This is a genomic window from Pseudoduganella sp. OTU4001, assembly GCF_038440195.1.
Lineage (GTDB): Bacteria > Pseudomonadota > Gammaproteobacteria > Burkholderiales > Burkholderiaceae_D > Rugamonas.
In genome coordinates, this window is sequence record NZ_JASATG010000012.1 from 64,400 (window position 1) to 90,160 (window position 25,761).

Consider the following 25,761-nt stretch of genomic DNA (forward strand, 5'->3'; position numbering starts at 1 on the left):
TTACGGGCTGTCATGCGATTGACAGCCTGTAGTTGCCATGTTATTTTGCTACAAATTTACGCATGCGCGGATAAAAACGGGGACACTTTAGATGCAATCCACCACGAGCAAACCGCGGCTGTCATTCTGGCAGCTGTGGAATATGAGTTTCGGCTTCTTCGGCATCCAGTTTGGTTTCGCGCTGCAGAACACCAACACCAGCCGCATTTTCTCCACGTTGGGCGCTACGCCCGACGAACTGCCCCTGTTCTGGCTCGCCGCACCGGCCACCGGTCTGCTGGTGCAGCCGATTATCGGCTACCTGAGCGACAACACCTGGCATCCGAAGTGGGGCCGTCGCCGTCCATTCTTCTTCATTGGCGCGCTGCTGGCCAGTATTTCGCTGTTCCTGATGCCGAATTCCACCGCCGTGTGGATGGCCATCCTGGTACTGTGGCTGATGGATGCCTCGATCAACGTGTCGATGGAACCGTTCCGCGCCTTCGTCGGTGACAAACTCGATGAGTCGCAGCAAACCGCCGGTTTCGCGATGCAGACCTTTTTCATCGGCCTGGGCGGGGTGATCGCCTCGCTGCTGCCGATCATCTTTACCGATGTCCTCCACGTCAGCAACGAAGTCGTCAACGGCGCCATTCCTGACTCGGTGCGCTACTCCTTCTACGCAGGCGGCGCGGCCTACTTCTTCGCCGTGCTGTGGACCGTGCTGACCGCCGACGAACTGCCGCCGGAAGACGTCGAGAAGTTCCGCATGGAGCGCGCCCAGCGCCGCGGCTTTGCGAATTCGCTGAAAGAAGTGCTGGGTGGCTTCGTACACATGCCAAAGACCATGGTGCAGCTGGCGCTGGTGCAGTTCTTCACCTGGTTCGCGTTGCTGGCGATGTGGGTGTTTACCACCCCGGCAATCGCCGAAAGCGTGTTCAACACCACCGACGGCAAGTCGGCCGCCTTCCAGGAAGCTGGCAACTGGACCGGTATCCTGTTCGCCACCTATGGCGGCGTTTCCGCGCTGGCCGTGTTTTTCCTGCCTAAGCTGGCGAAATTCACCAGCCGCAAATTCGTGCATATGGTCTGCCTGCTGATCGGCGGCGCCGGCCTGGCCAGCATCGCCGTTGCGCATTCCAAGGAAATGCTGATCGTATCGATGATCGGCGTTGGCATCGCCTGGGCAAGTATCCTGACCATGCCCTATGCGATCCTGGCTGGCTCGCTGCCGGCGCGCCGCATGGGCTACTTCATGGGCGTGTTCAATTACTTCATCGTGTTGCCGCAGATTGTCGCCAACCTGGTGCTGGGCCCAGTCATCAAGCACCTGTTCGACGGCCACGCGGTCAACGTCTTGGTGCTGGCCGGTATCGCCATGGCGCTGGGCGGCATCAGCACCCTGCTGGTGAGCGACACGGCCAAGCCTGCCGCCTGATCCCATCCGCGCGCCTGAAGGCGCGCCAATTGCGGTAAAACTGTCGGTTGCAGCAACCAGGAGGTGCGAACATGGCAATCCGGACGGTAGCAACTACTCCCTTCCCTGGACAGCGTCCGGGGACTTCGGGGCTGCGTAAGAAGGTCACAGCCTTCCAGCAGCCCCACTTTCTTGAGAATTTCGTACAAAGCGTGTTCGACATGCTGGGCGACGCCACCGGCAAGACGCTGGTACTGGGCGGCGATGGCCGCTTCCACAACCGCAGCGCAATCCAGGTGGTGCTGAAAATGGCCGCCGCGCGTGGCTTTGCGCGCGTGCTGCTGGGGCAGGGCGGCATTTTGTCCACGCCTGCCGCCAGCTGTGTGATCCGCAAGCATGGCGCGATGGGCGGCATCATCCTGTCGGCCAGCCATAACCCCGGCGGCCCGGATGGCGACTTCGGGATCAAGTACAACGCAGCCAATGGCGGCCCCGCTCCGGAAGCGCTGACCGAAGCAATCTATGAACGCACGCTGGCGCTGGCGGAATACCGCATCAGCGATGCGCCGGATATCGACATCGACACGCGCGGCGAGCACACCGTCGACGGCATGCGCGTCGAGGTGATCGACCCGGTGGCCGACTACGCCGAGCTGATGGCGCAGCTGTTCGACTTTGGCGCCATCCGCCGCCTGTTTGCCGGCGGCTTCAGCATGTGTTTCGACGCCATGCACGCCGTGTGCGGGCCGTATGCCCACGCCATCCTGGAAGGCATGCTAGGCGCTCCGGCCGGCACCGTCATCAACGGCGTGCCGCTGGAAGACTTTGGCGGACTGCATCCCGATCCGAACCCGGTCAATGCCGAACAGCTGATCGAACTGATGGCGGCTCCCGGCGCGCCCGACTTCGGCGCCGCATCCGACGGCGATGCCGACCGCAATATGATCGTCGGCCGCAACTTCCCTGTCACGCCTTCCGACAGCCTGGCCGTGCTGGCCGCCAACGCCACCGTGGCGCCGGGTTATGCCGGCGGCCTGGCCGGCATCGCCCGCTCGATGCCAACCTCGCGCGCCGCCGACCGCGTGGCCGAGGCGCTGGGCGTGCCGTGCTACGAAACGCCGACCGGCTGGAAATACTTCGGCACCTTGCTCGACGCCGGCAAAGCCACGCTATGCGGCGAGGAGAGCTACGGCACCGGCTCGCGCCACATCCGCGAAAAGGATGGCCTGTGGGCGGTGCTGTACTGGCTCAACCTGCTGGCGGTGCGCGGCGGCTCGGTGCAGGACATCGTCACCGCCCACTGGCAGCGCTTTGGTCGCCACTATTACTCGCGCCACGACTACGAAGCCATTTCGCCCGACGCGGCGCGCCTGCTGATGCAGGACTTGCGCATCAAGCTGGCCTACATGGCTGGGCAGAAGATGAACCATTACGAAGTGCAGTCCGCCGACGATTTCGAGTACACCGACCCGGTGGACAGCTCGCACGCCAGCCAGCAGGGCATCCGCATCATGATGACGGACGGCTCGCGCATCGTGTACCGCCTGTCCGGCACCGGCACGGAAGGCGCCACCCTGCGCGTCTACCTTGAACGCTACGAAGCCGACCCCGCGCAGCACCATTTACCAACCCAGCAAGCCCTGGCAGGCCTGATCGCCATCGCCGACAGCGTAGCCAGCATCGTCCTGCACACCGGGCGCACCAACCCCACCGTTATCACATAAGGAAAAAGCCGCATGAAACTCTCAGCCCTCGCATTGTCCTTGTTGCTTGCCGCCGGCGCGCACAGCGCACTTGCCGCGCCGCCCAAGCCTTTCCTCTGGGAGAATGCGACCGTTTACTTCCTGGTGACCGACCGCTTCGCCAATGGCGACAAGGCCAACGACCTGGCCTACGGCCGCCAGGCCGACGCCGCGCCGCTGCGGGGTTTCATGGGCGGCGACTTCAAAGGGCTGACGGCAAAGATCAAGTCGGGTTATTTTGACGACCTGGGCGTGGACGTGATCTGGACCACGCCGCCGATCGAGCAAATCCATGCGGGGACGGACGAGGGCACCGGAAAATCGTACGGCTTCCATGGCTATTGGGCGCGCGATTTCACGGCGATGGATGCCAACCTGGGCACCGAAAAGGACTTCCGTGATTTCGTCGACGCGGCCCACGCGCGCGGCATCCGCGTGCTGCTGGATGTGGTGATGAACCATACCGGCCCTGTCACCGAGGCCGATCCGGTCTGGCCGGAAGGCTGGGTGCGCACCAGCCCTCAATGCACATATAAGGACGCGCCGACCACGGTGAACTGCACGCTGGTGAAGAACCTGCCGGACTTCCTCACCGGCAGCGATGCCGCTGTCGAATTGCCCGAAGCGCTGGCCGCCAAGTGGAAAGCCGAGGGGCGCTACGAGCGCGAAGTAAAGGAGCTGGACGACTTCTTCGCCAGCACCGGCTATCCGCGCGCACCGCGCTATTACCTGATGAAGTGGCATGCCGACTGGGTGCGCAAGTATGGCATCGACGGCTTCCGCGGCGATACGGTGAAGCACGTCGAGCCTGGCGTGTGGGCGGAGCTGCGCAAAGTTTCGCTGGCTGCGCACGAAGAATGGAAGCGCGCCAATCCGAAGAAGGTGCTGGGCGATGGCCGCTTCTTCATGACGGCGGAGGTTTACAACTACAACATTGCGCATGGCCTGGAATTCGACCTGGGCGGCGGCTCGAAGGCGAACTATTACGCCAACGGCTTCGACAACCTGATCAACTTCGGCCTGGTGCATGATGCGAAAGGTGACTACGAGTCCATCTTCAGCAAATATGCGGCGCAGCTGGCGGGTCCGCTGAAGGGCTACTCGGTGCTGAACTACATCTCGTCCCACGACGACGGCAACCCTTACGACGGCGCGCGCAAAAAGCCATTCGAATCGGCCAGCAAGCTGCTGCTGGCGCCGGGCGCGGCGCAGATTTATTACGGCGACGAGACGGCGCGCCGGCTGGATATCGCCGAAGCGACAGGCGACGCCAAGCTGCGCTCCCTGATGAATTGGGATGAGTTGAAGTCAAATGCGCAGCGTGAAGGCTACAAGGTGGGCGCGGTGCGCGCGCACTGGGCCAAGCTGGGCAAGTTCCGCCAGGCGCATCCTGCGGTTGGCGCCGGCGAGCATAAAAAATTGGCGGATGCGCCGTACACTTTCAGCCGCGTGCGCGGTGCTGACAAGGTCGTGGTGGCGCTGGATGTGAAGACAGGGCAGGCGGTGGATATTTCCGTAGCCGGAGTATTCGCTGACGGCGCGAAAGTGAAGGATGCTTATTCCGGCGCTTCATACAAAGTGAAGAGCGGGGTGGTGCGCACCAACGGCAAGCACGCCACGGTCCTGCTCTCACAGTAAAACCGGAAGATCAGTGCCTGACCCGCAGGGTCAGGTACGGTTTTACTCGACAAACACCACTGCCGTCCGTGCGGGGATAGTAAAGCTGCCGGAGCCAGCATCAAACCGCGCCTCCGCAGCCCGCTTATCCCCCGCACCCGCCGCCGTATGCACCGGATGCAGGCGATAAGCCTTCCCTGCCTCCGACGGTGCGACGATAGTCTGTGCCACCTTATCCACGTTGATAAAGTAGGCCACGGTCTTGAACCCGGCGTCCGGATAACCCGCGCCATCAAGACGCGCGGCCAGCACCGTCGCCACCTGCTGCGGCCCCGTATTCAAGAACTGCAAGCGCTGCTGGATATCCTCCACCGAGCGCATGCGGAACAAAGTGCTGCTCGCACGGATCCGCAGCAAATCCCTGAACGTATCCCGCGCAAACGCAATATCCACCGGCGTTGGCTTCAACGCCGGATTAGCCAGCAAAGGCTTGATCAGCGCATAGTCCTTGCCATTATCCTCAGCACGCGGCAGGCCCACGCCAAAGTAGTTGTCCTGGTAAGTCCAGTCCAGCCGGTTGAACCAATCCCCCGACTCAAAGCTGTTCCGGTCCAGCGACTTCGAACGCAGGATCTCCATGCCCGCATGGTAATAAGCCACCCCCTGCGAGAAGGCATTCACCGCCGCCGCCAGCATCTGCACGCGCGCCCGGTCCGCACTGGTGGTCGACACCGGCAGCTTGAAGACATTGATGTCGTACAGCGTCTGGTTATCGTGGTTCTCCACATAGTTCACCGCCTCGCCCGGCTGGCTGGCATAACCGGCAGGCTGGTTGCCGCCGTAAGCGATCGCCTGCAGCTCCTTGACCTCGCCGGTATGGGTCTGCATGCGGTAGGAACGGAGCGACCCCGCCAGGCCAACCTTGACCATGTCCGCAGCCTTCATCAGATCCAGCACCGGACGCAGGCCCGCCGCCGCATTGGCGTCGTACACCAAGCCATTCACATAGCCTTGCTGCGAAATCATCTGCTGCCCCGAATCGCCGGCGCCGCCACCGCGCACCGCATCGCGTGCACGGTCGCTGAAGGTACCGATGCCGCTGCCGTTCAGCGACAGCTGCGACGCCTGCACGAAGCGCGCACCATCCGCCACCTCGCCGAAGTTCCAGCCTTCGCCGATCAGGTTGACATGGCGGCCGGCGGCCTTGTTCACGCGCGCCTGCAGCGCCTCCATCGCCGCGCGCGGCTGGTGGCCCATCAGGTCGAAGCGGAAGGAATCGATGTGGTAATGCTTCGTCCACAGCTCCGCCGAATCGATCATCAGCTTCGCCATCATGCGGTTCTCGGTCGCCGTATTGAAGCAGCAGGTCGACTGCTCGATATCGCCCTTCAGGTTCAGGCGGTGGTAATAGCCCGGCACGATCCGGTCCAGCACCGAACGCTCATGCTGGCCGCCACGGAAAGTGTGGTTGTAGACCACATCGGTGCCCACGCGCAGGCCGGTCTTGTGCAGCGCCATGACCATTTCGCGCAGTTCGATGATGCGGCGCGCGCCATCGGAAGCGTCGGTGCTGTAGCTGCCTTCCGGCGCATTGAAGTGCCACGGATCGTAGCCCCAGTTGTAGCAGTCCTTTTGCGCGTTATCGCTGATGACCTTCTGCTGCTGGTCGCTGTCCGGCGCGCCGTGCACTACGGGCGCCACACAGCCTTGTTCCGGAATGCTGCCCAGGTCATACACCGGCAGCAGGTGCACGTCGGTCATGCCAGCCTTGGCCAGCATGGCCAGGTGCTTCATGCCGTTCGAACCGGTTTCGCGGAAGGCCGTGTACTTGCCGCGGTTCGGTGCACTTACCGACAGGTCGTTGATCGAAAAGTCGCGCACGTGCAGCTCGTAGATCGACATATCGGTCTGTGCCTTCACGTTTGCCGGCGGCTGGTCCTTGCCCCAGCCCGGTGGCGCCAGGCGCGGATCGGCCAGGTCGGCGATGTAGCTGCGCGCCGAATTGGCGGTCAGGCTGACGGAGTAGGGATCGGTGACCAGGTTGCGCACCAGGCCCGCGCGCGGCGCAACCACGTCCACCACGTACTTGTAATAGCTGCCCGACAGGTTGGTGCCCAGCTTGGCCGACCAGATGCCGGTCTTGGCATCGGCGCGCATGGCAGTAATCGACTTAGGCTTGCTGCTGCCGGTGTCGAACACGCACACCGACACGCCTTGCGCAGTTGGCGCCCACAGCTTGAAGCTGGTGCCGGCTTTGCCGGGCGTGGCGCCCAGATCCGCCGCGCGCTCGGCGCCCGAGTAAATGTCGTCCAGCGCGCCCGGCACTTGCAGCGTGGTCGCATCACGCACCGTGCCGTCCGCGTTTTCCTGTACCAGCAACAGCTGGTGGCGCAGCAGGCCGCCCAGTTTGCGCTGGATCGCCTCCGGCAGCGCCAGGGTCACGCCATCGCCCGCATATTTGAAGCGCGGCGCCGCATCGGCCGGCAGCGCGGCGCTGCTCGCCTCCAGCGGAATGACGCCATCCGCGCCGCTCACGCGGCCGCCTGGCTGCGCATCGACCGCCGCCGTCAGCGAGTGGTATAGCTTGAAGCTGCCCTCGGCCTTCACGCCCGGCCAGCGCGCCAGCGCACCATTCAGCCACAGCGCACGCGCGTCGTAGGCCTTGCCTTGCGCGAGCACGGTTTCATGCGGCCCCTCGCAAGCCGCCAGCTTCGGCGCCGGCTGCAATGCCGCCGCCAGTGCCCCGGTGGAGGGAAGGGCCGCCCCGAAGGCAATGGCAAGCGAAGTGGTAAGGGTGGTGCGGCGGGTACTCATGTTTGTCTCCATTATTGGTAGCTGGGCTACAGGAATCCTACCGTAATTTATGTAGCTTTACTACGAAAAAGTCGGTGCCAGGTCTGTCATTCGGACATCGGTTGCGCACCTTTGATATTGCTCAAGGATTTCGCCAAACGAAAACGCCCCGCTGCTCGGCTGAGCCAAGCGCGGGGCGTCTTGAGAAAAATCAAAGGTGCGCGATCAGTGTCTGAATGACAGGCCTGGCACCGAATTCAGGCGGCTTTGAGTTCTCCCTTGCGGTAGAAATCGACCATCTTGTAGCGCATGGCGTACAGGGCGAAGCAGCCTGCGACCAGCGCGGCGAAGGCGGCGAAGAAGTACATCTGGAACGCCATCACCGAGAAGCCGGTGGTCTTGATGTAGGCAGATACGGCGTCGTTCTTCACGCCGGCATTCAGGATCAGCACCCACAGGTTGCCAACCGTGACCGCCAGGTACCACAGCGCCATGATCACGCCCTTCATCGAGGACGGCGCTTGCGAATAAGCGAACTCCAGGCCGGTGGCGGAGACCAGCACTTCGCCGAACGTCAGCAGGGCGTAAGGCAGGATCTGCCACGCCATCGATACCGGCGTGCCGCCATCCATCACCACCTGCAGCGTGCCAATCACCACCCAGGCCAGCGCAGACACGAAAATGCCGGTGCCCATGCGGCGCAGCGGGGTCGGCTCGATGCCCAGCTTGCGCAGCAGCGGGAACAGGGCGATGTTATTGAACGGGATCAGCAGCATCACCAGCAGCGGGTTCAGCGCCTGCATCTGCGCCGGCACAAAGGAGAACGACCAGCCCAGGATTTCATAAGTCGGGTGCACCATATCGTTGGCCTGCACGATCCAGGTCGATGCCTTCTGGTCGAACAGGGACCAGAACGGGGTCACCATCGCAAACACGATAAAGATGCGCAGCACGGCGCGCACGCCGTCCACCGCCTCGTCGCTATGTTTGCCGCGGGCGCGCTCCAGCTGCATCGAGGTGCCGATGCCGCCGAACGCCATCACCAGCACCAGCGCGGTACAGGCGGCGATCACAAAGCCCCAGGATGGGGTCATGGCCAGCGAAACCGCGCCTGCCGCCACGCCGACCAGCGCCATGGTCAGGCCCGGGCGCGATTGGCCCGGCGCAGCCTCCAGCAGGGCGGTCTTGGCGACGCGGGTGAATGATTCCTGGTTCGGTTCCGATGGCGGCACGTGCACGTACTTCTTGCGGCCGGCCCAGAACACGATAGTGGCGATGAACATCAGGATGCCTGGAATGCCGAATGCCACCGAGGCGCCGTAGTCGCGCAGGAAGATCGGCATCAGCAGCGATGCGAAGAAGGAGCCGAAGTTGATCGACCAGTAGAAGGCGTCGAACACCACCTTGGCCTTCTTCTTGTTGGTCTGGTCGAACTGGTCGCCGACAAAGGACACTACCAGCGGTTTGATGCCGCCGGAGCCGAAGGCAATCAGGAACAGGCCGAAATAGAAGCCGTTGATATTGTGCTCGAACAGCGCCAGGCAGGCATGTCCCGCGCAGTAGATCAGCGAGAACCAGAAGACCGTGTTGTACTTGCCGAAGTAGCGGTCCGACAGCCAGCCGCCCAGCAGCGGGAAGAAGTAGACGCCGATCACGAAGGTGTGGAAGACGTGCTTTGCTTCGCTGGCGCGGTGTTCGGACGGAATGAACAGCAGCAAGGTGCTGATCAGGAATGGCACCAGGATGTTGCGCATGCCGTAAAAACTGAAACGTTCGCAGGCTTCGTTAGTGATGATGTACGGGATTTGCCGGGGCATCGGCCCGTTACCCTGTTCCAGTTCTTGCTTCGACATGAAGGCTCCAGTTCTAAATATTGGGCGCGATGCTATGCGAACGGCTTGCACTTGGCAACTACTGGTTTCCCTTATCTGTAGTTTGACTACGTAGAAAATCGTAAGTCATTGATTTTAAACAGTTCATAGTGATTGAACTTCCCGCATTCATCATGTATATTATCTACATAGTCATCTTTATTCGGGATTCAGCATATGAGCACACCTTGGTGGAAAGAAGCAATCATTTATCAGGTATATCCACGCAGCTACCTGGACACCAACGGTGACGGCATCGGCGACCTGAATGGCATCACCGATCGCCTCGACTACATTGCCAAACTGGGCGTGGACATCATCTGGATCTCGCCATTCTTCAAATCCCCGATGCGCGATTTCGGCTACGACGTGGCCGACTACTGCGACGTCGACCCGATGTTCGGCACCCTGGCGGACTTCGACAAGATGATCGCCAAGGCGCACAGCCTGGGCCTGAAGATCATGATCGACCAGGTCATGTCGCATACCTCGGAAGACCATCCGTGGTTCAAGGAGAGCCGTTCCTCGCGCGATAATCCGAAATCCGACTGGTATATCTGGGCCGATCCGCTGCCGGACGGGAACCCGCCCAACAACTGGCTGTCCGTGTTCGGCGGCTCGTCGTGGCAGTGGGATTCGCGCCGCAAGCAGTATTACATGCACAACTTCCTGGTCAGCCAGCCGGACCTGAACTTCCATAACCCCGAAGTGCAGCAGGCGCACCTGGACGCGCTGCGCTTCTGGCTCAAGCGCGGCGTCGACGGCGTGCGCATGGATGCCTGCAATTTCCACTTCCACGACCGCCAGCTGCGCAGCAACCCGCCGGCCCTGGTGCGCGACACCTCCACCGTCAGCGACGCCAATCCGTACGGCATGCAGGCCCACGTCTACGACAAGAGCCAGCCGGAGAACGTGGCCTTCCTGGAGAAGCTGCGCGTGCTGCTGGACGAATACGGCGCGGTCGCCATCGGCGAAGTGGGCGCGGACGATTCGCTGGCCGTGATGGCCCAGTACACGGAAGGCGGCAACAAGCTGCACATGGCCTACAGCTTCAACCTGCTGACCGCCGATAGCAGCGCGGGCCATATCCGCAAGCAGGTCGAGGACTTCAAGGCGCGCGTCAAGGACGGCCAGCCTTCCTGGTCGGTCGGCAACCACGATGCGGTGCGCGTGGTGACGCGCTGGAACGGCATGAGCAACCAGGCGGCGTTCGCCAAGCTGGTGTTGGCCATGCAGCTGTCGCTGAAAGGCACGCCTTGCCTGTACCAGGGCGACGAACTGGCCTTCAGCGAGGCGGATGTGCCGTATGAACTGATCCAGGACCCGTATGGCAAGACCTTCTGGCCTGAATTCAAGGGCCGCGATGGCTGCCGTACGCCGATCGCCTGGACCAATGGCGAGCATGGCGGCTTCACCAGCGGCACGCCGTGGCTGCCGGTGGCGGAGGAGCACAAGGCCATCGCCGCTTCGGTGCAGGAGGAAGATGCGAATTCGCCGCTGAATTTCGCGCGCCGCATGATCGCCTGGCGCAAGACCATGCCGCAGCTGACGCGCGGCGATATCGAGTTTTACGACGCGCCGGAGCCGGTGCTGGCGCTGCGGCGCGACCTGCCGGGGGAGCGCAGCGTGATCGCGCTGTTCAACCTGGGCGCGGCGCCGGTCAACTTCACGCTGCCGCAGGCCAGGGGCGCGCAGAAGCTGGAACAGCCTGGCTTGCCGGGTGAGGTGGTCGACGGGCAGGTCCAGCTGCCAGGCTATGGCGCGTGGTTTGGCTATGCTGCATAAATGTTTTAGGGTATCCTCCCGCCTTTAAGGCGTTATCTAAATCTTAAAAAAGACAATGAAACAGATAGAGGCAGACCCAAAAGCAAACCGCTCCGCTTTTGCGGATGGCCCACGCCTGCTGGCGGACATCGGCGCCACCCATGCGCGCCTGGCCTTGCAGACGGCTCCCGGTGAGTTCAAGGCGGTACGCGTGCTGCAGTGCGACGACTTCACCGGCATTGTCCCGCTGCTGCGCAGCTATCTGGCCGACCACGGCGATATCAGCCTCAATCACGGCGCGCTGGCGCTGGCCAACCCGGTGCATGGCGATTTCATTCGCATGACCAACCGCGACTGGCAGTTCTCCACCGACGAAGTGCGGCGCGAACTGGGCCTGCATACCCTGCTGGTGGTGAACGACTTTACCGCGCTGGCGATGGCCATCCCCGGCTTCAAGGCGGATGACCTGATGCAGGTTGGCGGCGGCACCCCGGCGCAGAATTCCGTGATCGGCGTGCTGGGCCCGGGCACGGGCCTGGGCTGCTCCGGCGTGATCCCGACCACCGACGGTTTCGTCACCCTTGGTTCGGAAGGCGGCCACACCAATTTTGCGCCGGCCGACGAACGCGAATACGCGATCCTGCAGTACGCCTGGCAGACCTGGCCGCACGTATCGAACGAGCGCCTGATCTCCGGTCCGGGCATGGAGATCATCTACCGCGCCCTGGCGCGCCGCAATGGCCTGAGTGTGCGCGACCTGACGTCGCAGCAGATCATCGCCGGCGCGATGAAGGACAAGAACGCGCTGTGCATCGAAGTGCTGGAATGCTTCTGCGCCATGCTGGGCGGCGCGGCGGCCAACCTGGCGGTGACGCTGGGCTCCTTCGGCGGCATCTTTATCGGCGGCGGCATCGTGCCGCGCATGGGTGAGTGGTTCCTCGAATCGCCGTTCCGCACCCGCTTTGAGGCGAAGGGCCGTTTCTCGTCCTACCTGGCCGATATCCCGACCTATGTGATCACCACCCCGAACCCGGCGTTCTACGGCGTGGCGACCATCCTGTCCGAACACCTGCGCGGCCGCACCGGCGCCAATACGCTGATGGAGCGCGTGCAGTCGCTCAAGGCGGAGCTTACGCCGGCCGAGCAGCGCGTGGCGCAGCTGGTGATCGAGCAGCCGCGTCTCGTGTTGAACGAGCCGATTGCCGATATCGCCCGCCTGGCGGAAGTGTCGCAGCCGACCGTGATCCGTTTCTGCCGTTCGCTGGGCTTCCAGGGACTGGCCGACTTCAAGCTGAAATTTGCTTCCAGCCTGACCGGCGCTATTCCGGTGCGCCACAGCCAGGTGCGCGTGTCCGACAGCACGCACGACCTGAGCGCGAAGGTGATCGACAACACCGTCTCGGCGATCCTGAAGTTCCGCGACCAAATGGACGTGCATTCGCTGGATCGCGCCATTGAGCTGCTGTCGCACGCCAAGAAGGTCGAGTTCTACGCCATGGGCAACTCGCGCGTGGTGGCGCTGGATGGCCAGCACAAGTTCTTCCGCTTCCGCATCCCGACCGCCGCTTACGGCGACTCGCACCTGTTCACACTGGCCGCCGAGCTGCTGAAGCCGGGCGACGTGGTGATTGCCATTTCCAATTCCGGCAAGCTGCCGGAGCTGCTGGAAGCGGTGGATGCGGCGCGCCGTGCCGGCGCCGACGTCATCGCCATTACCAGCAGCCAGTCGCCGCTGGCGAAAAAGGCCTCGGTCTGCCTGGCGGTTGACCACTCGGAGGACAGCAGCGCTTTCCTGTCGATGATCTCGCGCATCCTGCAGCTGCTGCTGATCGACATCCTGTCGGTCGGTATCTCGCTGGACGAGCAGAACGCCGAACTGGTGCTGGAGCACAAGGCCAATGGTGTGGTGCAGGAGAGCAGGCGATTGCAAATCTCCCACCTGGATAACTGAGAACGGGCCGCAAGGCCCGTTTTTTTTGCTTGCAAACTCCGCAGAATAGTTTACGATATATCTTATTGAGATATATCTTACGGAGTATGCCATGTTCCATTTCTTCCGCGGCCACCACCGGCTGCACCACGAGCACCATCACCACCAGCGCGGCGGCGGCGGACGGGGGCCGAAGATGTTCGATTCCGGCGCCATGCGCTACGTCGTGCTGCAGCTGATCGCCGACAAGCCGCGCCACGGATACGAAATCATCAAGGAGCTGGAAACGCTGACCGGCGGCAGCTACTCGCCCAGCCCGGGCGCGATTTACCCGCTGTTGTCCATGCTGGCCGATATGGGCCACGTGGATATCGTTAAAGATGGCAACAAAAAGCTGTATTCCGTGCTGGCGGACGGCCTGGCCTTCCTCGACGCGAACCGCGCCATGGTGGATGCCTATATGGCGCGCCTGTCCTGCAGCGGCGGCGCTGAAGAGGGCGGCGACTTGCGCAGCCTGATGCACGCCCTGAAGGAAGCTGTCATTTCCCGAGGCCGCGGCCCGCGCACCACGCGCGAGCAGGTGGACGCCATCCGCGCTATCCTGAAGCGCGCAACCGACGACATTATCAATCTAAGCTGATGACCCTGACACTGACTCCCCAACGCGAACGCACAGTCCTATGGCTGCTGGCGTTCATCCAGTTCACCGTGATCATGGACTTCATGGTCATGATGCCGCTCGCGCCGCAGCTGATGCGCGCATTCTCGATCAGCGCCGCCCAGGTCTCGGGCGCGGTGTCGGCCTACGCCTGGTGCGCCGGGCTTTCCGGCCTGCTGGCCGCCACCTACGCCGACCGCTTCGATCGCAAGAAGCTGATGCTGACGGTGTTCATGCTGTTCAACCTCTCCAACCTGGCTTGCGCGCTGGCGCCTAACTTCCATGTGCTGGTGCTGTCGCGCGCCTTTGCCGGCATGACCGGCGGCGTGCTGGGTGCGATCAGCATGTCCATCATCGCCGACCTGATTCCGCAAGAGCGGCGCGGCGCCGCCACCGGCATCGTGATGACTTCCTTTAGCATGGCGGCGATTGCCGGCGTGCCGATTGGCGTCATGCTGGGTGCGCACTTCGGCTGGCAGTCGCCGTTCTACCTGCTGGTGGTGCTGTCGATGGTGGTATGGGTCGTGGCGGCGCGTGCGCTGCCGTCGATGACCGCGCACCTGTCCAATGCGCCGGTGCCGCTGGCGCGCGTGCTGCCGGAGTTGCTTGGCCTGTTCACGGTCGGCGCGCACCTGCGCGGCTTCCTCCTGAGTTTTGTGGTGACGGTCAGCGGCATGATGGTGATCCCGTTTATCTCGCCGATGCTGGTGGGGAACCTGGGCATCCAGCCGGCGCAGATCAGCTACGTCTACCTGTGCGGCGGCATCGCCACTTTGTTCAGTTCACGCCTGATCGGCGGCTGGGCCGACCGCGCCGGCAAGCACCAGGTGTTCCGCTGGGTGGCGCTGTTCTCGATTGCGCCTACGCTGTTCATGACGCATATGCCGCAAATTCCGCTGCTGGCGGTGATGCTGTTCTTCCCGTTCTTCATGGTGGCGATGTCGGGCCGCTTTGTGCCGCTGCAGGCGCTGCTGACCACCATTCCCGAGCCGCAGCGGCGCGGTGCTTTCCTGAGCGCTAATGCGGCGATCCAGCAGGTGGGGACGGGCGCCGGCGCCTTTGCCGGCGGCATGCTGGTGCATACCGATGCGGCGGGGCGCCTGCTTGGCTATGACACCATCGGCCTGATCGCCTCGGCGCTGATCTTCTTTGCGGTGTGGTGGGTTGGGCGGGTGCAGGGCGCATCCGCGCCGCTGGCTACGCGCTCTCCGGCTTAGCCACCAGGTCGAGCAGGGCGCGGCCCTGCTCCAGTACCGGCTTGGCCAGTTCGTCGCGCATGATGTTGGTGAAGAGGCCTTCCATCATGCGGTTGCCATTCTGCTCCAGGAAAGTGATGCGCATGCGGCCTTCGGCTGGCGCGTAGACGGGCTTTTGGCGGCCCGCCACGGCGCAGGCGGCGATGGCGGTGGCGACCAGGGTTTTGGCCTGGTCCGCGATGTTGGACGGTGCGCCTTCGAAGACCGCGGTGTGGCCGTGCTGGTCGATGTAGCGTACGCGCCCGTCGGCGTAGGCGGCCAGGGTATCCATGCCCTTATCTAGCGGGACTTCGATGATTACGCCCAGCATGTCCGGCGCTGCGGGCTGGTGGCCGTGGTCGCGCAGCCATTGCGCGGCCAGCAGGCGCACGCGGCTTTCTTCCGTGGCGTCCTGCGCGATGCCTTGCACCACGCGCGGGTCGGGGGCGTCGCCGAACAGGCTGCCCGCGTCGTCGGCGAACAGCATATTGTGGACTGCGTTCAGTTCCGCGGTGCCGTAAGGGGCGTCAGCGCGGACTTTCGATTTGACGCCGAGTGCTGCAAACAACTTCTTGAACATCTTTTACCATCCAGTGAGTGCTTCTGTTTCCGTCACATGGCGCCAGCTTGGGCGGGCGCGCATCATGTCGGCATATTTCTTCAGGGCCGGCCAGTCGGTGGCCGGGCGCGGCATATTGCGCGACCAGCGCATGTACATGGTCAGCATCAGGTCCACGCCGGAGAACGATTCGCCCAGCAGGTAAGGGCCATTATCGGCCAGGCGCGCATCCAGTGTCGCCCACATCGATTCGATGCGCTGCTGGATGGCGCTGCGGACCGCCGTGTCGCCCTCGCTGCTGCCAATGTCGGAAGGGTAGAACCACAGGCGGAAGTTGCCGCCCAGGTTGTTCGCCATGGTCACGGCCAGTTCGTACCATTCCGCGCGGGCCAGCGAGCCGGCCGCTGGCGCCAGGTTCGATTGCGGGTGGCGTTCGGCCAGCATCAGCATCAGGGCCGCCGATTCATGGAAAGCGCGGCCGTCGATGATCAGGGTAGGGACTTTGCCTTGCGGGTTGATGCGCAGGTACTCGGGGCTGCGCTGCTGGCCCGCTTCCAGGTCCACCGCCACCAGCTCGTAAGGCACGCCGATTTCCTTCAGCGCCGCGTGGATTGCCAGGCTTGCCGCGCCGCGGCCGTAGTAGAGGGTGTACATGCTTAGTCCTTCAGGCCTTTGCGCCATTGGTCGAGCTGGAGCAGTTCGCCGCTGGTGTCGTCTTCCACCAGGATGTCGCCGCTGGCGTGCGATACCAGGAAGCTGGCCAGCGCCTGCGCCATGTCGTCGCCGTTTTCCACGAAGCTGAGCTGGTAGTAGGGCTGGCCTTTCACGTCGCGCGGGGCGGGATCGGTTTCGATCAGCGCGCCGTGACGCACGCCGCCGCTGCGTTTTTCGATGTTGTCGGCCCAGCGTTTCAGTTCCGGCAACGCCATCAGCTTTTCCACCGCCTGGTCGCGGCTGACCGCTGCTTTGGCGGCCGGCGTGGCGGCGACGGCCATTGCCGGTGCGGGCGCCGGCGCGGGCGCCGCTTCCGAACGGTGAGTGCTTACGTACCAGGCGCCGAAGCCGGCAACGAGAAGGCCGGCGACAGCGCCGGCAATGGCAGATTTACGGGAGGAAGACATGCGGCGCAACGATCCGGCAGTTTGAAAACGGCCATACTACCAGATCGGCGCAAATGGCTACTTACGGCGCAGGAGGATGGCGCAGAACAGCAGCACGCACAGGCCGTCGAAGCCGGCAATGCCCCACATCAGCCCTGGCGACGGCAGGTTTGCCACCATCAGCACCAGGGCCAGTTTTTCCAGCGCCGCGACCAGCATGATCGGCCGCTGCAGGGCCGGCTGGCGCGCGGCATACACCATCAGGCCGGCGATGCAGCCGACCAGGAGGCCCCAATGGCGCACAAAGAACAGCCCGCCCGCTTCGGTGACGGTCAACCCGAGCAGGTTGAGGACCGGCTGCGGCAGCAGGAACACGATGGCGGCGCCGCCGGTCGCGAGACCGGTTGCGCGCAGCAGGAAGGGCAGTTTTGATTCTAATTGCATGAAGTCTCCATCAGAGTGCGTAAAGGCCGCGCGGGCCGGGGAATTCGCTGCCGTCGTCGGCGCCGATCTCGGTGTCGATCAGTGTATTGGTGCGGCTGGAAAGATCCAATAGCAGGTTGCGGTGCTGCTCCGGCCGCGCCGCCAGGTTGACCAGTTCGTCCGGGTCGGTCTGCGTGTCGTACAGTTCCAGCTCGTTATAGCGCAGCAGGGTTTCCCAGTCGCGCGGCTTGTGGTGCTGGTTGGGCTGGAAGTAGCGGGCGAATTTGTAGCGGCCATCGTGGATGCCGCGGAACAGGGTCTTGTTCTCCAGGCTGGGGAGCAGCCTGCCACCCTGCATCGCCACGCGCAACGGCGTCAGGCGGTCGATCACATGGTCGGTGCGCAGCGAAGAGCGTGTGAAGTCGGGGTCGATATACAGCGGCACGCCATAGTTGAACAGGATGCCGCGCTTGTCGCGCTCACTGCGCGTATCCGGCGCGGCCACCGCGGCGGAAACGTCGACGCCTTTCAGGAATGGATAGGCTTCGGCGCAGGCTTTCGGCTGCACGCCGGCCAGGCCGAGCAGGGTTGGCGTCAGGTCGATGCACGATGCCAGGGCGGCGGTATGCTGGCCGTGGCGCGCTTCCGGGTGGGCCACGATGAATGGCAGGCGCACGTTTTCCTTGTACATATGCGGGCCTTTCTGGCGCAGGCCTTGCGCGCCGGCCATCTCGCCGTGGTCCGAGGTGTAGATCACGATGGTGTCGCGGTCCAGGCCGAACTTTTGCAGCGCCGTCAGGATGGACATGGCCTGCTGGTCCACGTCGCGGATGCAGTTGAAGTAGTAGCTCTGGTAGGTGTGCCAGGCGTGCCGGTCCTGCAGGTCGATATGGCCGTACAAGGCGTCGCACAGCGACTGGTAGGCGCGCTGCGACGATGGCTTGCCGGCCAGCGCGGCATGCTCGAAAGAGGCCGGCAGGGGCACGTCCCACAGCTTGTCGTATGGGGCGCCTTGCGGCGGGCCGGATAGCGGCGACAGGGCGCTGCGCAGCAGGCGCGATTCGTCCTGCGCTGCGCCGTGGCTGTAGTACATCACGTCGTGCGGATTGACGAAGTTGACCGCCATGAACCAGGGCTGCTTGCCTTGCAGGTCGCGGCCTTTGGTGCCGAGCCATTCGATGGCGCGGCTGGCGGTCTGGCGGTCGGTGCGGTAGCCGGTCCAGGTGGCACCGTGCGGGTCGCCGTCGCTATTGAAATCGGAGAAGCCGAAGGGCTCCAGGTCATTGCTGGTGTCGGGATAAGGGCCGTAGATCAGGCCCGGGTCGTGGCGCATGGGGCTCAGGTGCCACTTGCCCTTGTAGGCAGTGTAATAGCCTTGCGCGCGCAGCAGGTGGCCCACGCTTGGCAGATCCTGCGCCAGCTGCGGGAAGGTGGGCGGCGCCTCGATATTGGCCGTCATGCGCGTGTGCTGCGTGTGCTGGCCGAAATACATATTCGAGCGCGAAGGCGAGCAGGGCGTGGTGTTGGCGTGGTAGTGGCTGAAGTTCGTCCCGTGTTCGGCCAGCCAGTCGTGGGCCGGCAGGTCCAGCGCCTTGGGCAGGTCGGGCCGGCTGCGTTCCTGGTCGGTGACGATCAGCAGGATGTTCAGGCGCCGTTCGCGGCGGGTCTGGTCCGACACGGCGCTGCGCAGCACCATCGGCCGGCGCGGCCGGTTCATCCAGTTGCCGGCCAGGGTGGCGGCGCCCATGGCGCCCATGCTTGCCAGGAAATGGCGGCGGCTCCAGTGATCCATGATGTCTCCTTTATGCGTATGCGCCGATTATTTGCGCTGGACACGTATGAGGCAACTGCATAATATTCATGAATAGCAATGCGGAAAATGCATGGATCTACGTAAACTTCGCCATATCATCGCCCTGTTTGAGGAGGGCAGCTTCGTCAAAGCCGCCCAGCGCGTGCATTTGACGCAACCGGCCCTGTCGCGTAGCGTGCAGGCGCTGGAGGCCGACCTGGGCGTCAGCCTGTTCGACCGCACCCGCGACGGCGTCCACGCCACCGCCGCCGGACGCCAGTTCGTGGAACGCGCCCGCGCCATCGAACGCTCGCTGAGCGTGTTCCAGCACGATATGCGGCAATTGCATACCGGCGTGGCCGGCGAAGTCGCGTTCGGCGTCGGCCCGTTCCCCGCGTTCAGCGCACTGGAACCGGCCCTGCAGGCGATTACGCGCGACTACCCGCAATTGCGCCTGCGCGTGGAAATCCAGAACGCCCCCGCGCTGGCGGGCCACCTGAAGGCGGAACGGATTGAATTCTTCCTGGCGGATGTGCGCCTGCTGAAGCACGACGCCGAGTTGCGCATCAACCCCGTCGGCATCCACCCCGGCCTGCTGTGCTGCCGCGCCGGGCACCCGCTGGCCGGCGCAAAGAAGGCCGGCCGCCGCGAGCTGCAGCACTACGGCTTCGTCTCAGTCCACCTGCCGCCCACCAGCGCGATGCCGCCGGCGTTACTGGAATTGATTGAAGAAGTGGACGGCAAACGCCCGCAAATGCTGGCCTGCGACCACGTCGACCTGCTCAAGCACCTGGCCCTGCAAAGCGACCGCCTGCTGCTGACAACCCGCTCGACCGTCGAAGCCGAGCTGGCAAGCGGCGCCCTGGTCGAACTCCCCATCCCCGCACTGGCCGAAGCCGGCATCGAGCTGGGCCTCGTCACCCTGCGCGAGCGTACCCTCTCCGCCGCCGCCGAAGTGGTGATCGCACAGCTCGTGAAATAAAAAAGCCTGCAAGGCGTGAACCTTGCAGGCTTGGTGCGGCGTTGGAGGCGCCTTATTTCTGACGGCGACGCAAGGTGAAGCCGAGCATGCCGAGGCCCAGCGCGACGGACATCAAGGTGCCGGGCTCCGGCACGTTTGTGGTCAGCGACACGTTGTCCAGCGAGCCGCCGTAGCTATCGCTATTGCCGGCTGCAACGAATTCAAGTTTGGACTGGCTGCCGGCCGCGAACAGCGACAGGTCGTATTTGATCCAGTTCGTTACCGAGCTACGGTTGTCCTGCTCGAGATGCTTGACCAGCAGGCCATTCCAGAACACGTCGATGCCGTTGGTCGTGGCCAAAGTGTTTTCACGCGCCGCGTAATAGAAGGACAGCTTGTACTCGCCGCCGTTGACGGTGTCGAAGGTCTGGCTGATCGAACTATTGTTGTAGACATCCAGTTCAAGGTACTGGCTGCCGTTTTGCGCAGCGCCCACCACGTTATTGCGGATTTCCACTTGGTTTGTGCCAACCGCCCAGCCGTCCAGGGTGGATTGCACTTTCCAGGAATTGGCAGCGATAACGTCTTTTTCGAAACTGCCATTCTTGACCAGTTCGATCGTGCCGGCATTGGCAGCGCTTGCCGCGAACAGCAATACAGCGGAGAGGATTCGTTTCATATTGTTAAATTGGAATTTGTATTGTTTTATAGCTACTAACATTCTAGCACGACAATTGTTTGAAAATTCATCAGTAAATGAAAAAAAGCCTGCAAATCACGCCAATTTGCAGGCTTTTGATGCTATGTGGAAATTTATTCAGTCGCGGTGCCGGGCGGACATGATCAGCATAAAGATGAAGCCGTTGTCTGATGGCGCCCGATAGGCGCCGATGGCGCCAAGGGCGTGTGCGGCGATGGCGGTCATGTGCCAGCCGTCGTGCATATCGGCGGTCCACTTGGGTACGGTGAGGTGCGGATAGCCGCATTCTTCGCCAAGGCTGCGTACGGCGTCGATGCGCCGGCGGACCGGTTCGAGCAGGCTGAAATTGGCCCAGGACCACATCCATGTGTCACTGGATGTGGAGATGGTGCCGACGAACTCGACGTCCGTCACCAGGTCGGGCCGCTGTGCGCTGCCGGAGAAGACCAGTTGCGCGGTCTCCTGGTAGTAGTCCCAGCGCGGATAATCGTTCAGCGCGAGCTGCTCCGACATGGCGGCCTGCTTATCCGACAGAGTAGTGCAGTGGGCGCCGACGAATTCGTCCCACTCGGCCAGTTTTGCGCCTTCCAGCCTGGTCACGCTGCGCCCAATCCCGTCCTCGTAGCAATGGCCGCAAAGCAGGCCAATATCCGCTTCGCCTTCGTTATGCTCGTTCCACTCGCCTTCGCGCTCGAAGGCAGCGTTGCACGCATCGCACCATGCGTCGCGCCAGGGATCGCCATCCTCGGGGTAGCCGCAGTGCCAGCGCTGGGCAGGGTTGGCGATCAAATGCTTGCAAACATAAGCGAACCCGCATTCGCCGTGGGTAGGGCAGGTGATGGTCTCAGTCGTCATGTGCCGATGGTATATAAAAAAAGCCTGCAGGGCGAACCTTGCAGGCTTTCTTTTGTCAGCGGTGAGGCTGGCGGCTATTACATCATGCCGTCCATGCCACCCATGCCGCCCATGCCACCCATACCGCCCATGCCGCCGGCTGGCTTGTCTTCTACGACTTCAGCAACCATGCAGTCGGTGGTCAGCATCAGGCCAGCGATGGAAGCCGCGTTCTGCAGAGCGGAACGGGTTACCTTGGCTGGGTCCAGCACGCCCATTTCAACCATGTCGCCGTAGGTGCCGTTGGCTGCGTTGTAGCCGTAGTTGCCGGTGCCGGCTTGTACGGCGTTGACCACCACCGATGCTTCTTCGCCGGCGTTGGTAACGATCATGCGCAGTGGCTCTTCCATGGCGCGCAGGACGATCTTGATACCTGCGTCCTGGTCGGCGTTGTCGCCTTTCACGTTCAGGGAAGCGCGGGCGCGCAGCAGGGCTACGCCGCCGCCTGGCACGATGCCTTCTTCCACAGCTGCGCGGGTTGCGTGCAGTGCGTCTTCAACGCGTGCCTTCTTCTCTTTCATTTCGACTTCGGTGGCTGCGCCAACCTTGATCACGGCAACGCCGCCGGCCAGCTTGGCCACGCGCTCTTGCAGCTTTTCACGGTCGTAGTCGGAGGTTGCAGCTTCGATCTGGGTGCGGATCTGCGCCACGCGGCCTTCGATTGCGGAAGCTTCGCCTGCGCCGTCGATGACGATGGTGTTTTCCTTGCCCACTTCGATACGCTTGGCTTGGCCCAGTTCTGCCAGGGTGGCTTTTTCCAGGGTCAGGCCGACTTCTTCTGCAACCACCTGGCCGCCGGTCAGGATGGCGATGTCTTCCAGCATGGCCTTGCGACGGTCGCCGAAGCCTGGGGCTTTCACTGCGCAGGTCTTCAGGATGCCGCGGATGTTGTTCACCACCAGGGTCGCCAGTGCTTCGCCTTCGATGTCTTCAGCGATGATCAGCAGTGGACGGCCGGCTTTCGCTACTTGCTCCAGTACTGGCAGCAGGTCGCGGATGTTGGAGATCTTCTTGTCGCACAGCAGAACGAATGGGTTCTCCAGCACGGCAACTTGCTTTTCCTGGTTGTTGATGAAGTATGGGGACAGGTAGCCGCGGTCGAACTGCATGCCTTCCACGATATCCAGCTCGTCGTGCAGGGACTTGCCGTCTTCCACGGTGATCACGCCTTCCTTGCCCACTTTTTCCATCGCTTCAGCGATGCGCTCGCCGATCGAAGCGTCGGAGTTGGCGGAGATCGCGCCAACCTGGGCGATTTCCTTGGAGGTGGTGCATGGCTTGGAGATCGACTTCAGCTGGTCGACGGTGGCAGCAACTGCCTTGTCGATGCCGCGCTTCAGGTCCATTGGGTTCATGCCGGCGGCAACGTACTTCATGCCTTCGCGGACGATGGCCTGGGCCAGCACGGTTGCGGTGGTGGTACCGTCACCGGCGTTGTCGGAGGTCTTGGAAGCGACTTCCTTGACCATCTGCGCGCCCATGTTCATCAGCTTGTCTTTCAGTTCGATCTCTTTAGCGACCGATACGCCGTCCTTGGTGACGGTTGGGGCGCCGAAGGAGCGCTCCAGCACCACGTTGCGGCCTTTCGGGCCCAGGGTGACTTTAACTGCGTTGGCGAGGATGTTCACGCCTTCGACCATCTTGGAACGGGCGGAATCGCCGAAAATGACTTCTTTAGCTGCCATGTTAGTTCTCTCCTGAATTCTGTATTAAGGGCTGGCAGATTACTTCTGCACCACAGCCATGATGTCTTCTTCGCGCATTACCAGCAGTTCCTGGCCGTCGACTTTGACGGCTTGGCCGGCGTATTTGCCGAACAGAACGCGGTCGCCTACTTTCACTTCCAGAGCGCGCACGGTGCCGTTGTCAGCAACTTTACCGTTGCCAACTGCCAGCACTTCACCCTGGTCTGGCTTTTCAGCGGCTGCATCAGGGATGATCAGGCCGGACGCGGTCTTGGTTTCCTGGTCCAGGCGTTTGACGATGACGCGGTCATGCAAAGGGCGAAGGTTCATACAAAACTCCTTTAACTCGGTTTATTGATCTTTGTTAGCACTCTCTGCTAACGAGTGCCAACAATTATAGGGACGACACTTTGCCTTTTCAAGGCATTTTCTTTTGAGACAGATCAAGCTGCCATTTTGTCAAGATTGCATTGCAGGCAAGGATAGGCTGAAAGTCACCTGGCTAGGCGTGCATTCCGCCAGCCGCAGCTCGCCGCCGTGGGCGCGGGCGATCTCGCGCGCCAGGGCCAGGCCCAGGCCGACGCCGGCCACGCGGCGGTTGTGCGCCTCGTCGGCGCGGTAGAAGCGGTCGAACAGGCGCTCGCGGTGCTCGAAGGCGATGCCGGCCGAGGCGTTCGATACGTCGATCTGCCAGCCGGCGCCCGCGCGGCGCGCCTGGATCGCGATCCAGCCTTCGGGAATGCCGTATTTGACGGCGTTGCTGACCAGGTTTTGCAGCACCTGGCGCAGCAGGTCGGCGTCGCCCTGGGCCGGCATGGCAGGCGGCAGCTGCAGCTGCAGCGGGCGTTCCGGCGCCATCATGTCCAGATCGTCGGCCAGTTCGCGCAGCATGGGCACCAAGTCCAGCGGCTGCAGCGGGATCTGCAACTGGCCGGCGTCGGCGCGCGACAGCATCAGCAGCTTGCGCACGATGCTGTCCAGGCGGCGCACTTCGTCCAGCATATCGGCCAGGGCCTGCTCCATTTCCGGGTTGTTGCCGGCGCGCTCAAAGGCGCGTTCCAGCTCGCCTTGCAGGATCGCCACCGGCGTGCGCAGTTCGTGCGCGGCGTCGCCGGAAAAGCGCACCGCCTGCAGGAAGCTGCGCTCCAGGCGGTCCAGCATGTCGTTGAACACGGTGACCAGGCGGTCGAATTCCAGCGCTTCGTCGTCGGCCGAGACGCGCTGCCGCATATCGCTGGCGCGGATGCGCTCCATCACGCCGGTGAGGTGCTCAATCGGGCGCATGGCGCGGCCGGCCAGGTACCAGGCCACCAGCCCCACCAGCAGGCACAGCATCACCACGGCGCCGCCGAACTTGACGATGGTGGCCTTCAGCTGCGCTTCCGAAAGCGTGGTATTCACGCCAAGCTGCACCAGCACGTCGCCGCGCCGGGTCTGGCCGATGCGCCATTGCGTGCCGCCGCCGTAATAGGTGCGCAGGGCGCCGTCGGCGGCCTCCGGCACCAGCAGGGAGGCTGGCCAGTTGCGGCTTTGGTAGACGGTGCCGCCCTTGGTGTTGACCGCGCGCAGGATGGCGTAATCCTCCTTGCTTTCGAGCGGTGCGAAGCCGCTGAAACTGGCGTTCAGGTGGGCGTCGATGGCGGGCCACACGGTGGTGCTGTTGGCGCCGAAGCCGGGGCCGGCCAGGTGCGCCACCATCATGCGGTCCAGGATGCTGGCGCGGCGGTGCATCACCGTCAGCGCGGAGGCCACGAACAGCACCGCCACCACGCTGACCGCCAGGCCGGTGGTGATCAGCGCAATGCGCAGGCGGAATGAACGGATAACCGGGCGGCGTTCGGAACTCATGCGGCGCTCAGTTCTCGCCGTCCGGCTTGCGCAGGCGGTAGCCGACGCCGCGCACCGCTTCGATGGCGATGCTGTCGGGCAGGTTGAGCTTCTTGCGCACGCGCTGGATGCAGACGTCCACCATATTGGTCTGCGGCTCGAAATCGTAGCCCCACACGTGCTCCAGGATCTGGGTGCGGGTGTAGACCCGGCCCGGGGAGCGCATCAGGTATTCCATCAGGTTGAATTCGCGGCTGGTCAGCTCGACTTCGCGGCCATCCAGTTCGGCCACGCGGGTCAGGCGATCCAGTTTCAACGGGCCTACCGACAGCACGTTCTGCCGCTCGCCGCTCACGCGCCGCAGCAGGGCGTGGATGCGGGCGATCAGTTCTTCCACATAAAACGGCTTGGCCAGGTAATCGTCGGCGCCCAGGTTCAGGCCTTGCAGGCGGTCGTCCAGCTCATTGCGCGCGGTCAGCAGGATGACGGGCGTGTCGCGCCCTTCGCGGCGCAGGCCTTTCAGGATGGCCAGGCCGTCGCGGCCGGGCACCATGATGTCGAGCAGGATGATGTCGTATTGGCGGGACAGGGCGTAGTCGTAACCGAGGTTGCCATCTTCGCAATGGTCGACCAGAAACCCTTGCTCGCGCAATCCGCTGCACACAAAACTGGCAATCCGCTGTTCATCTTCTACGAGGAGGGCTTTCATCTTTGACATTTTCCAGAAGTACAAAAGCGCCGTCAATGCGGCGCTCGATTACAGAATTGTAATCAAACTGTAAGCCTTTTTGTCATCTTCTCTTGGTGTAATGAA

Annotated in this window: 21 protein-coding genes; 8 read left to right on the forward strand and 13 right to left on the reverse strand. The window is 63.0% G+C overall.

Going from position 1 to position 25,761, the window contains the following annotated elements; translation table 11 throughout:
• Window positions 1-91: 91 nt before the first annotated feature.
• The 3 genes from AAHE99_RS13240 (at window position 92) to AAHE99_RS13250 (ending at window position 4,776) form a co-directional block, all read left to right on the forward strand.
• Window positions 92-1,417, forward strand: coding sequence for an MFS transporter (locus AAHE99_RS13240; protein WP_342117814.1), 1,326 nt, complete (start codon window positions 92-94; stop codon window positions 1,415-1,417).
• Window positions 1,418-1,488: 71 nt separating this feature from the next.
• Window positions 1,489-3,120, forward strand: a complete 1,632-nt coding sequence (locus tag AAHE99_RS13245; protein ID WP_342117815.1) for an alpha-D-glucose phosphate-specific phosphoglucomutase — start codon at window positions 1,489-1,491, stop codon at window positions 3,118-3,120.
• Window positions 3,121-3,132: 12 nt separating this feature from the next.
• Window positions 3,133-4,776, forward strand: a complete 1,644-nt coding sequence (locus AAHE99_RS13250; RefSeq protein ID WP_342117816.1) for an alpha-amylase family glycosyl hydrolase — start codon at window positions 3,133-3,135, stop codon at window positions 4,774-4,776.
• Between the two features lie 42 nt (window positions 4,777-4,818).
• Here AAHE99_RS13250 and AAHE99_RS13255 read toward each other — a convergent pair whose 3' ends face one another.
• Window positions 4,819-7,569, reverse strand: a complete 2,751-nt coding sequence (locus tag AAHE99_RS13255) for an alpha-1,6-glucosidase domain-containing protein (protein ID WP_342117817.1) — start codon at window positions 7,567-7,569, stop codon at window positions 4,819-4,821.
• Window positions 7,570-7,805: 236 nt separating this feature from the next.
• Window positions 7,806-9,401 carry a POT-type proton-dependent oligopeptide transporter gene (locus AAHE99_RS13260; protein ID WP_342117818.1) on the reverse strand — a complete coding sequence of 532 codons (1,596 nt, stop codon included), beginning with the start codon at window positions 9,399-9,401 and terminating at the stop codon, window positions 7,806-7,808.
• A 195-nt stretch (window positions 9,402-9,596) separates the two neighbouring features.
• Here AAHE99_RS13260 and AAHE99_RS13265 point away from each other — a divergent pair, with 195 nt between their 5' ends.
• The 4 genes from AAHE99_RS13265 (at window position 9,597) to AAHE99_RS13280 (ending at window position 14,988) form a co-directional block, all read left to right on the forward strand.
• A complete protein-coding gene (locus tag AAHE99_RS13265; protein ID WP_342117819.1) occupies window positions 9,597-11,204 on the forward strand; it encodes an alpha-glucosidase in 1,608 nt (535 codons plus the stop codon).
• A 55-nt stretch (window positions 11,205-11,259) separates the two neighbouring features.
• On the forward strand, window positions 11,260-13,134 hold the full coding sequence (locus tag AAHE99_RS13270) for a glucokinase (protein WP_342117820.1): 1,875 nt from the start codon (window positions 11,260-11,262) through the stop codon (window positions 13,132-13,134).
• Window positions 13,135-13,225: 91 nt separating this feature from the next.
• Window positions 13,226-13,753 carry a PadR family transcriptional regulator gene (locus AAHE99_RS13275; RefSeq protein WP_342117821.1) on the forward strand — a complete coding sequence of 176 codons (528 nt, stop codon included), beginning with the start codon at window positions 13,226-13,228 and terminating at the stop codon, window positions 13,751-13,753.
• Window positions 13,753-14,988 carry an MFS transporter gene (locus AAHE99_RS13280; protein ID WP_342117822.1) on the forward strand — a complete coding sequence of 412 codons (1,236 nt, stop codon included), beginning with the start codon at window positions 13,753-13,755 and terminating at the stop codon, window positions 14,986-14,988. Before AAHE99_RS13275 ends, AAHE99_RS13280 begins: the two co-directional genes overlap by 1 nt.
• Here the strand turns inward: AAHE99_RS13280 and AAHE99_RS13285 are convergent.
• The 5 genes from AAHE99_RS13285 to AAHE99_RS13305 are packed head-to-tail and all read right to left on the reverse strand — an operon-like array spanning window position 14,969 to window position 18,880.
• Window positions 14,969-15,586 carry a hypothetical protein gene (locus AAHE99_RS13285; protein WP_342117823.1) on the reverse strand — a complete coding sequence of 206 codons (618 nt, stop codon included), beginning with the start codon at window positions 15,584-15,586 and terminating at the stop codon, window positions 14,969-14,971. The genes AAHE99_RS13280 and AAHE99_RS13285 overlap by 20 nt on opposite strands.
• 3 nt (window positions 15,587-15,589) lie before the next feature.
• On the reverse strand, window positions 15,590-16,219 hold the full coding sequence (locus tag AAHE99_RS13290; RefSeq protein ID WP_342117824.1) for a glutathione S-transferase family protein: 630 nt from the start codon (window positions 16,217-16,219) through the stop codon (window positions 15,590-15,592).
• A 2-nt stretch (window positions 16,220-16,221) separates the two neighbouring features.
• The gene (locus AAHE99_RS13295) at window positions 16,222-16,686 is read right to left on the reverse strand and encodes a hypothetical protein (RefSeq protein WP_342117825.1); all 465 of its coding nucleotides are present in this window, start codon (window positions 16,684-16,686) and stop codon (window positions 16,222-16,224) included.
• Between the two features lie 57 nt (window positions 16,687-16,743).
• Entirely contained in the window at window positions 16,744-17,109 is a 366-nt protein-coding gene (locus AAHE99_RS13300) for a hypothetical protein (RefSeq protein ID WP_342117826.1), read from the reverse strand.
• A 10-nt stretch (window positions 17,110-17,119) separates the two neighbouring features.
• Entirely contained in the window at window positions 17,120-18,880 is a 1,761-nt protein-coding gene (locus AAHE99_RS13305) for a sulfatase-like hydrolase/transferase (RefSeq protein WP_342117827.1), read from the reverse strand.
• Between the two features lie 91 nt (window positions 18,881-18,971).
• On the opposite strand from AAHE99_RS13305, the gene AAHE99_RS13310 reads away from it, so the two are divergent.
• Window positions 18,972-19,862 (forward strand): LysR family transcriptional regulator, encoded by an 891-nt coding sequence (locus tag AAHE99_RS13310; RefSeq protein ID WP_342117828.1) that lies wholly within the window; start codon window positions 18,972-18,974, stop codon window positions 19,860-19,862.
• Between the two features lie 52 nt (window positions 19,863-19,914).
• Here AAHE99_RS13310 and AAHE99_RS13315 read toward each other — a convergent pair whose 3' ends face one another.
• From AAHE99_RS13315 to AAHE99_RS13340, 6 genes are all read right to left on the reverse strand, one after another.
• On the reverse strand, window positions 19,915-20,520 hold the full coding sequence (locus tag AAHE99_RS13315) for a DUF642 domain-containing protein (protein ID WP_342117829.1): 606 nt from the start codon (window positions 20,518-20,520) through the stop codon (window positions 19,915-19,917).
• Between the two features lie 138 nt (window positions 20,521-20,658).
• Complete coding sequence (locus tag AAHE99_RS13320) at window positions 20,659-21,396, reverse strand: DUF6882 domain-containing protein (RefSeq protein WP_342117830.1); 738 nt, start codon at window positions 21,394-21,396, stop codon at window positions 20,659-20,661.
• Between the two features lie 77 nt (window positions 21,397-21,473).
• Window positions 21,474-23,120, reverse strand: coding sequence for a chaperonin GroEL (gene groL, locus AAHE99_RS13325; RefSeq protein WP_342117831.1), 1,647 nt, complete (start codon window positions 23,118-23,120; stop codon window positions 21,474-21,476).
• Between the two features lie 39 nt (window positions 23,121-23,159).
• On the reverse strand, window positions 23,160-23,450 hold the full coding sequence (gene groES, locus AAHE99_RS13330) for a co-chaperone GroES (protein ID WP_028101749.1): 291 nt from the start codon (window positions 23,448-23,450) through the stop codon (window positions 23,160-23,162).
• A 129-nt stretch (window positions 23,451-23,579) separates the two neighbouring features.
• A complete protein-coding gene (locus AAHE99_RS13335) occupies window positions 23,580-24,968 on the reverse strand; it encodes an ATP-binding protein (protein ID WP_342117832.1) in 1,389 nt (462 codons plus the stop codon).
• Window positions 24,969-24,975: 7 nt separating this feature from the next.
• Entirely contained in the window at window positions 24,976-25,656 is a 681-nt protein-coding gene (locus AAHE99_RS13340) for a response regulator transcription factor (protein ID WP_342117833.1), read from the reverse strand.
• Between the last annotated feature and the right edge of the window lie 105 nt (window positions 25,657-25,761).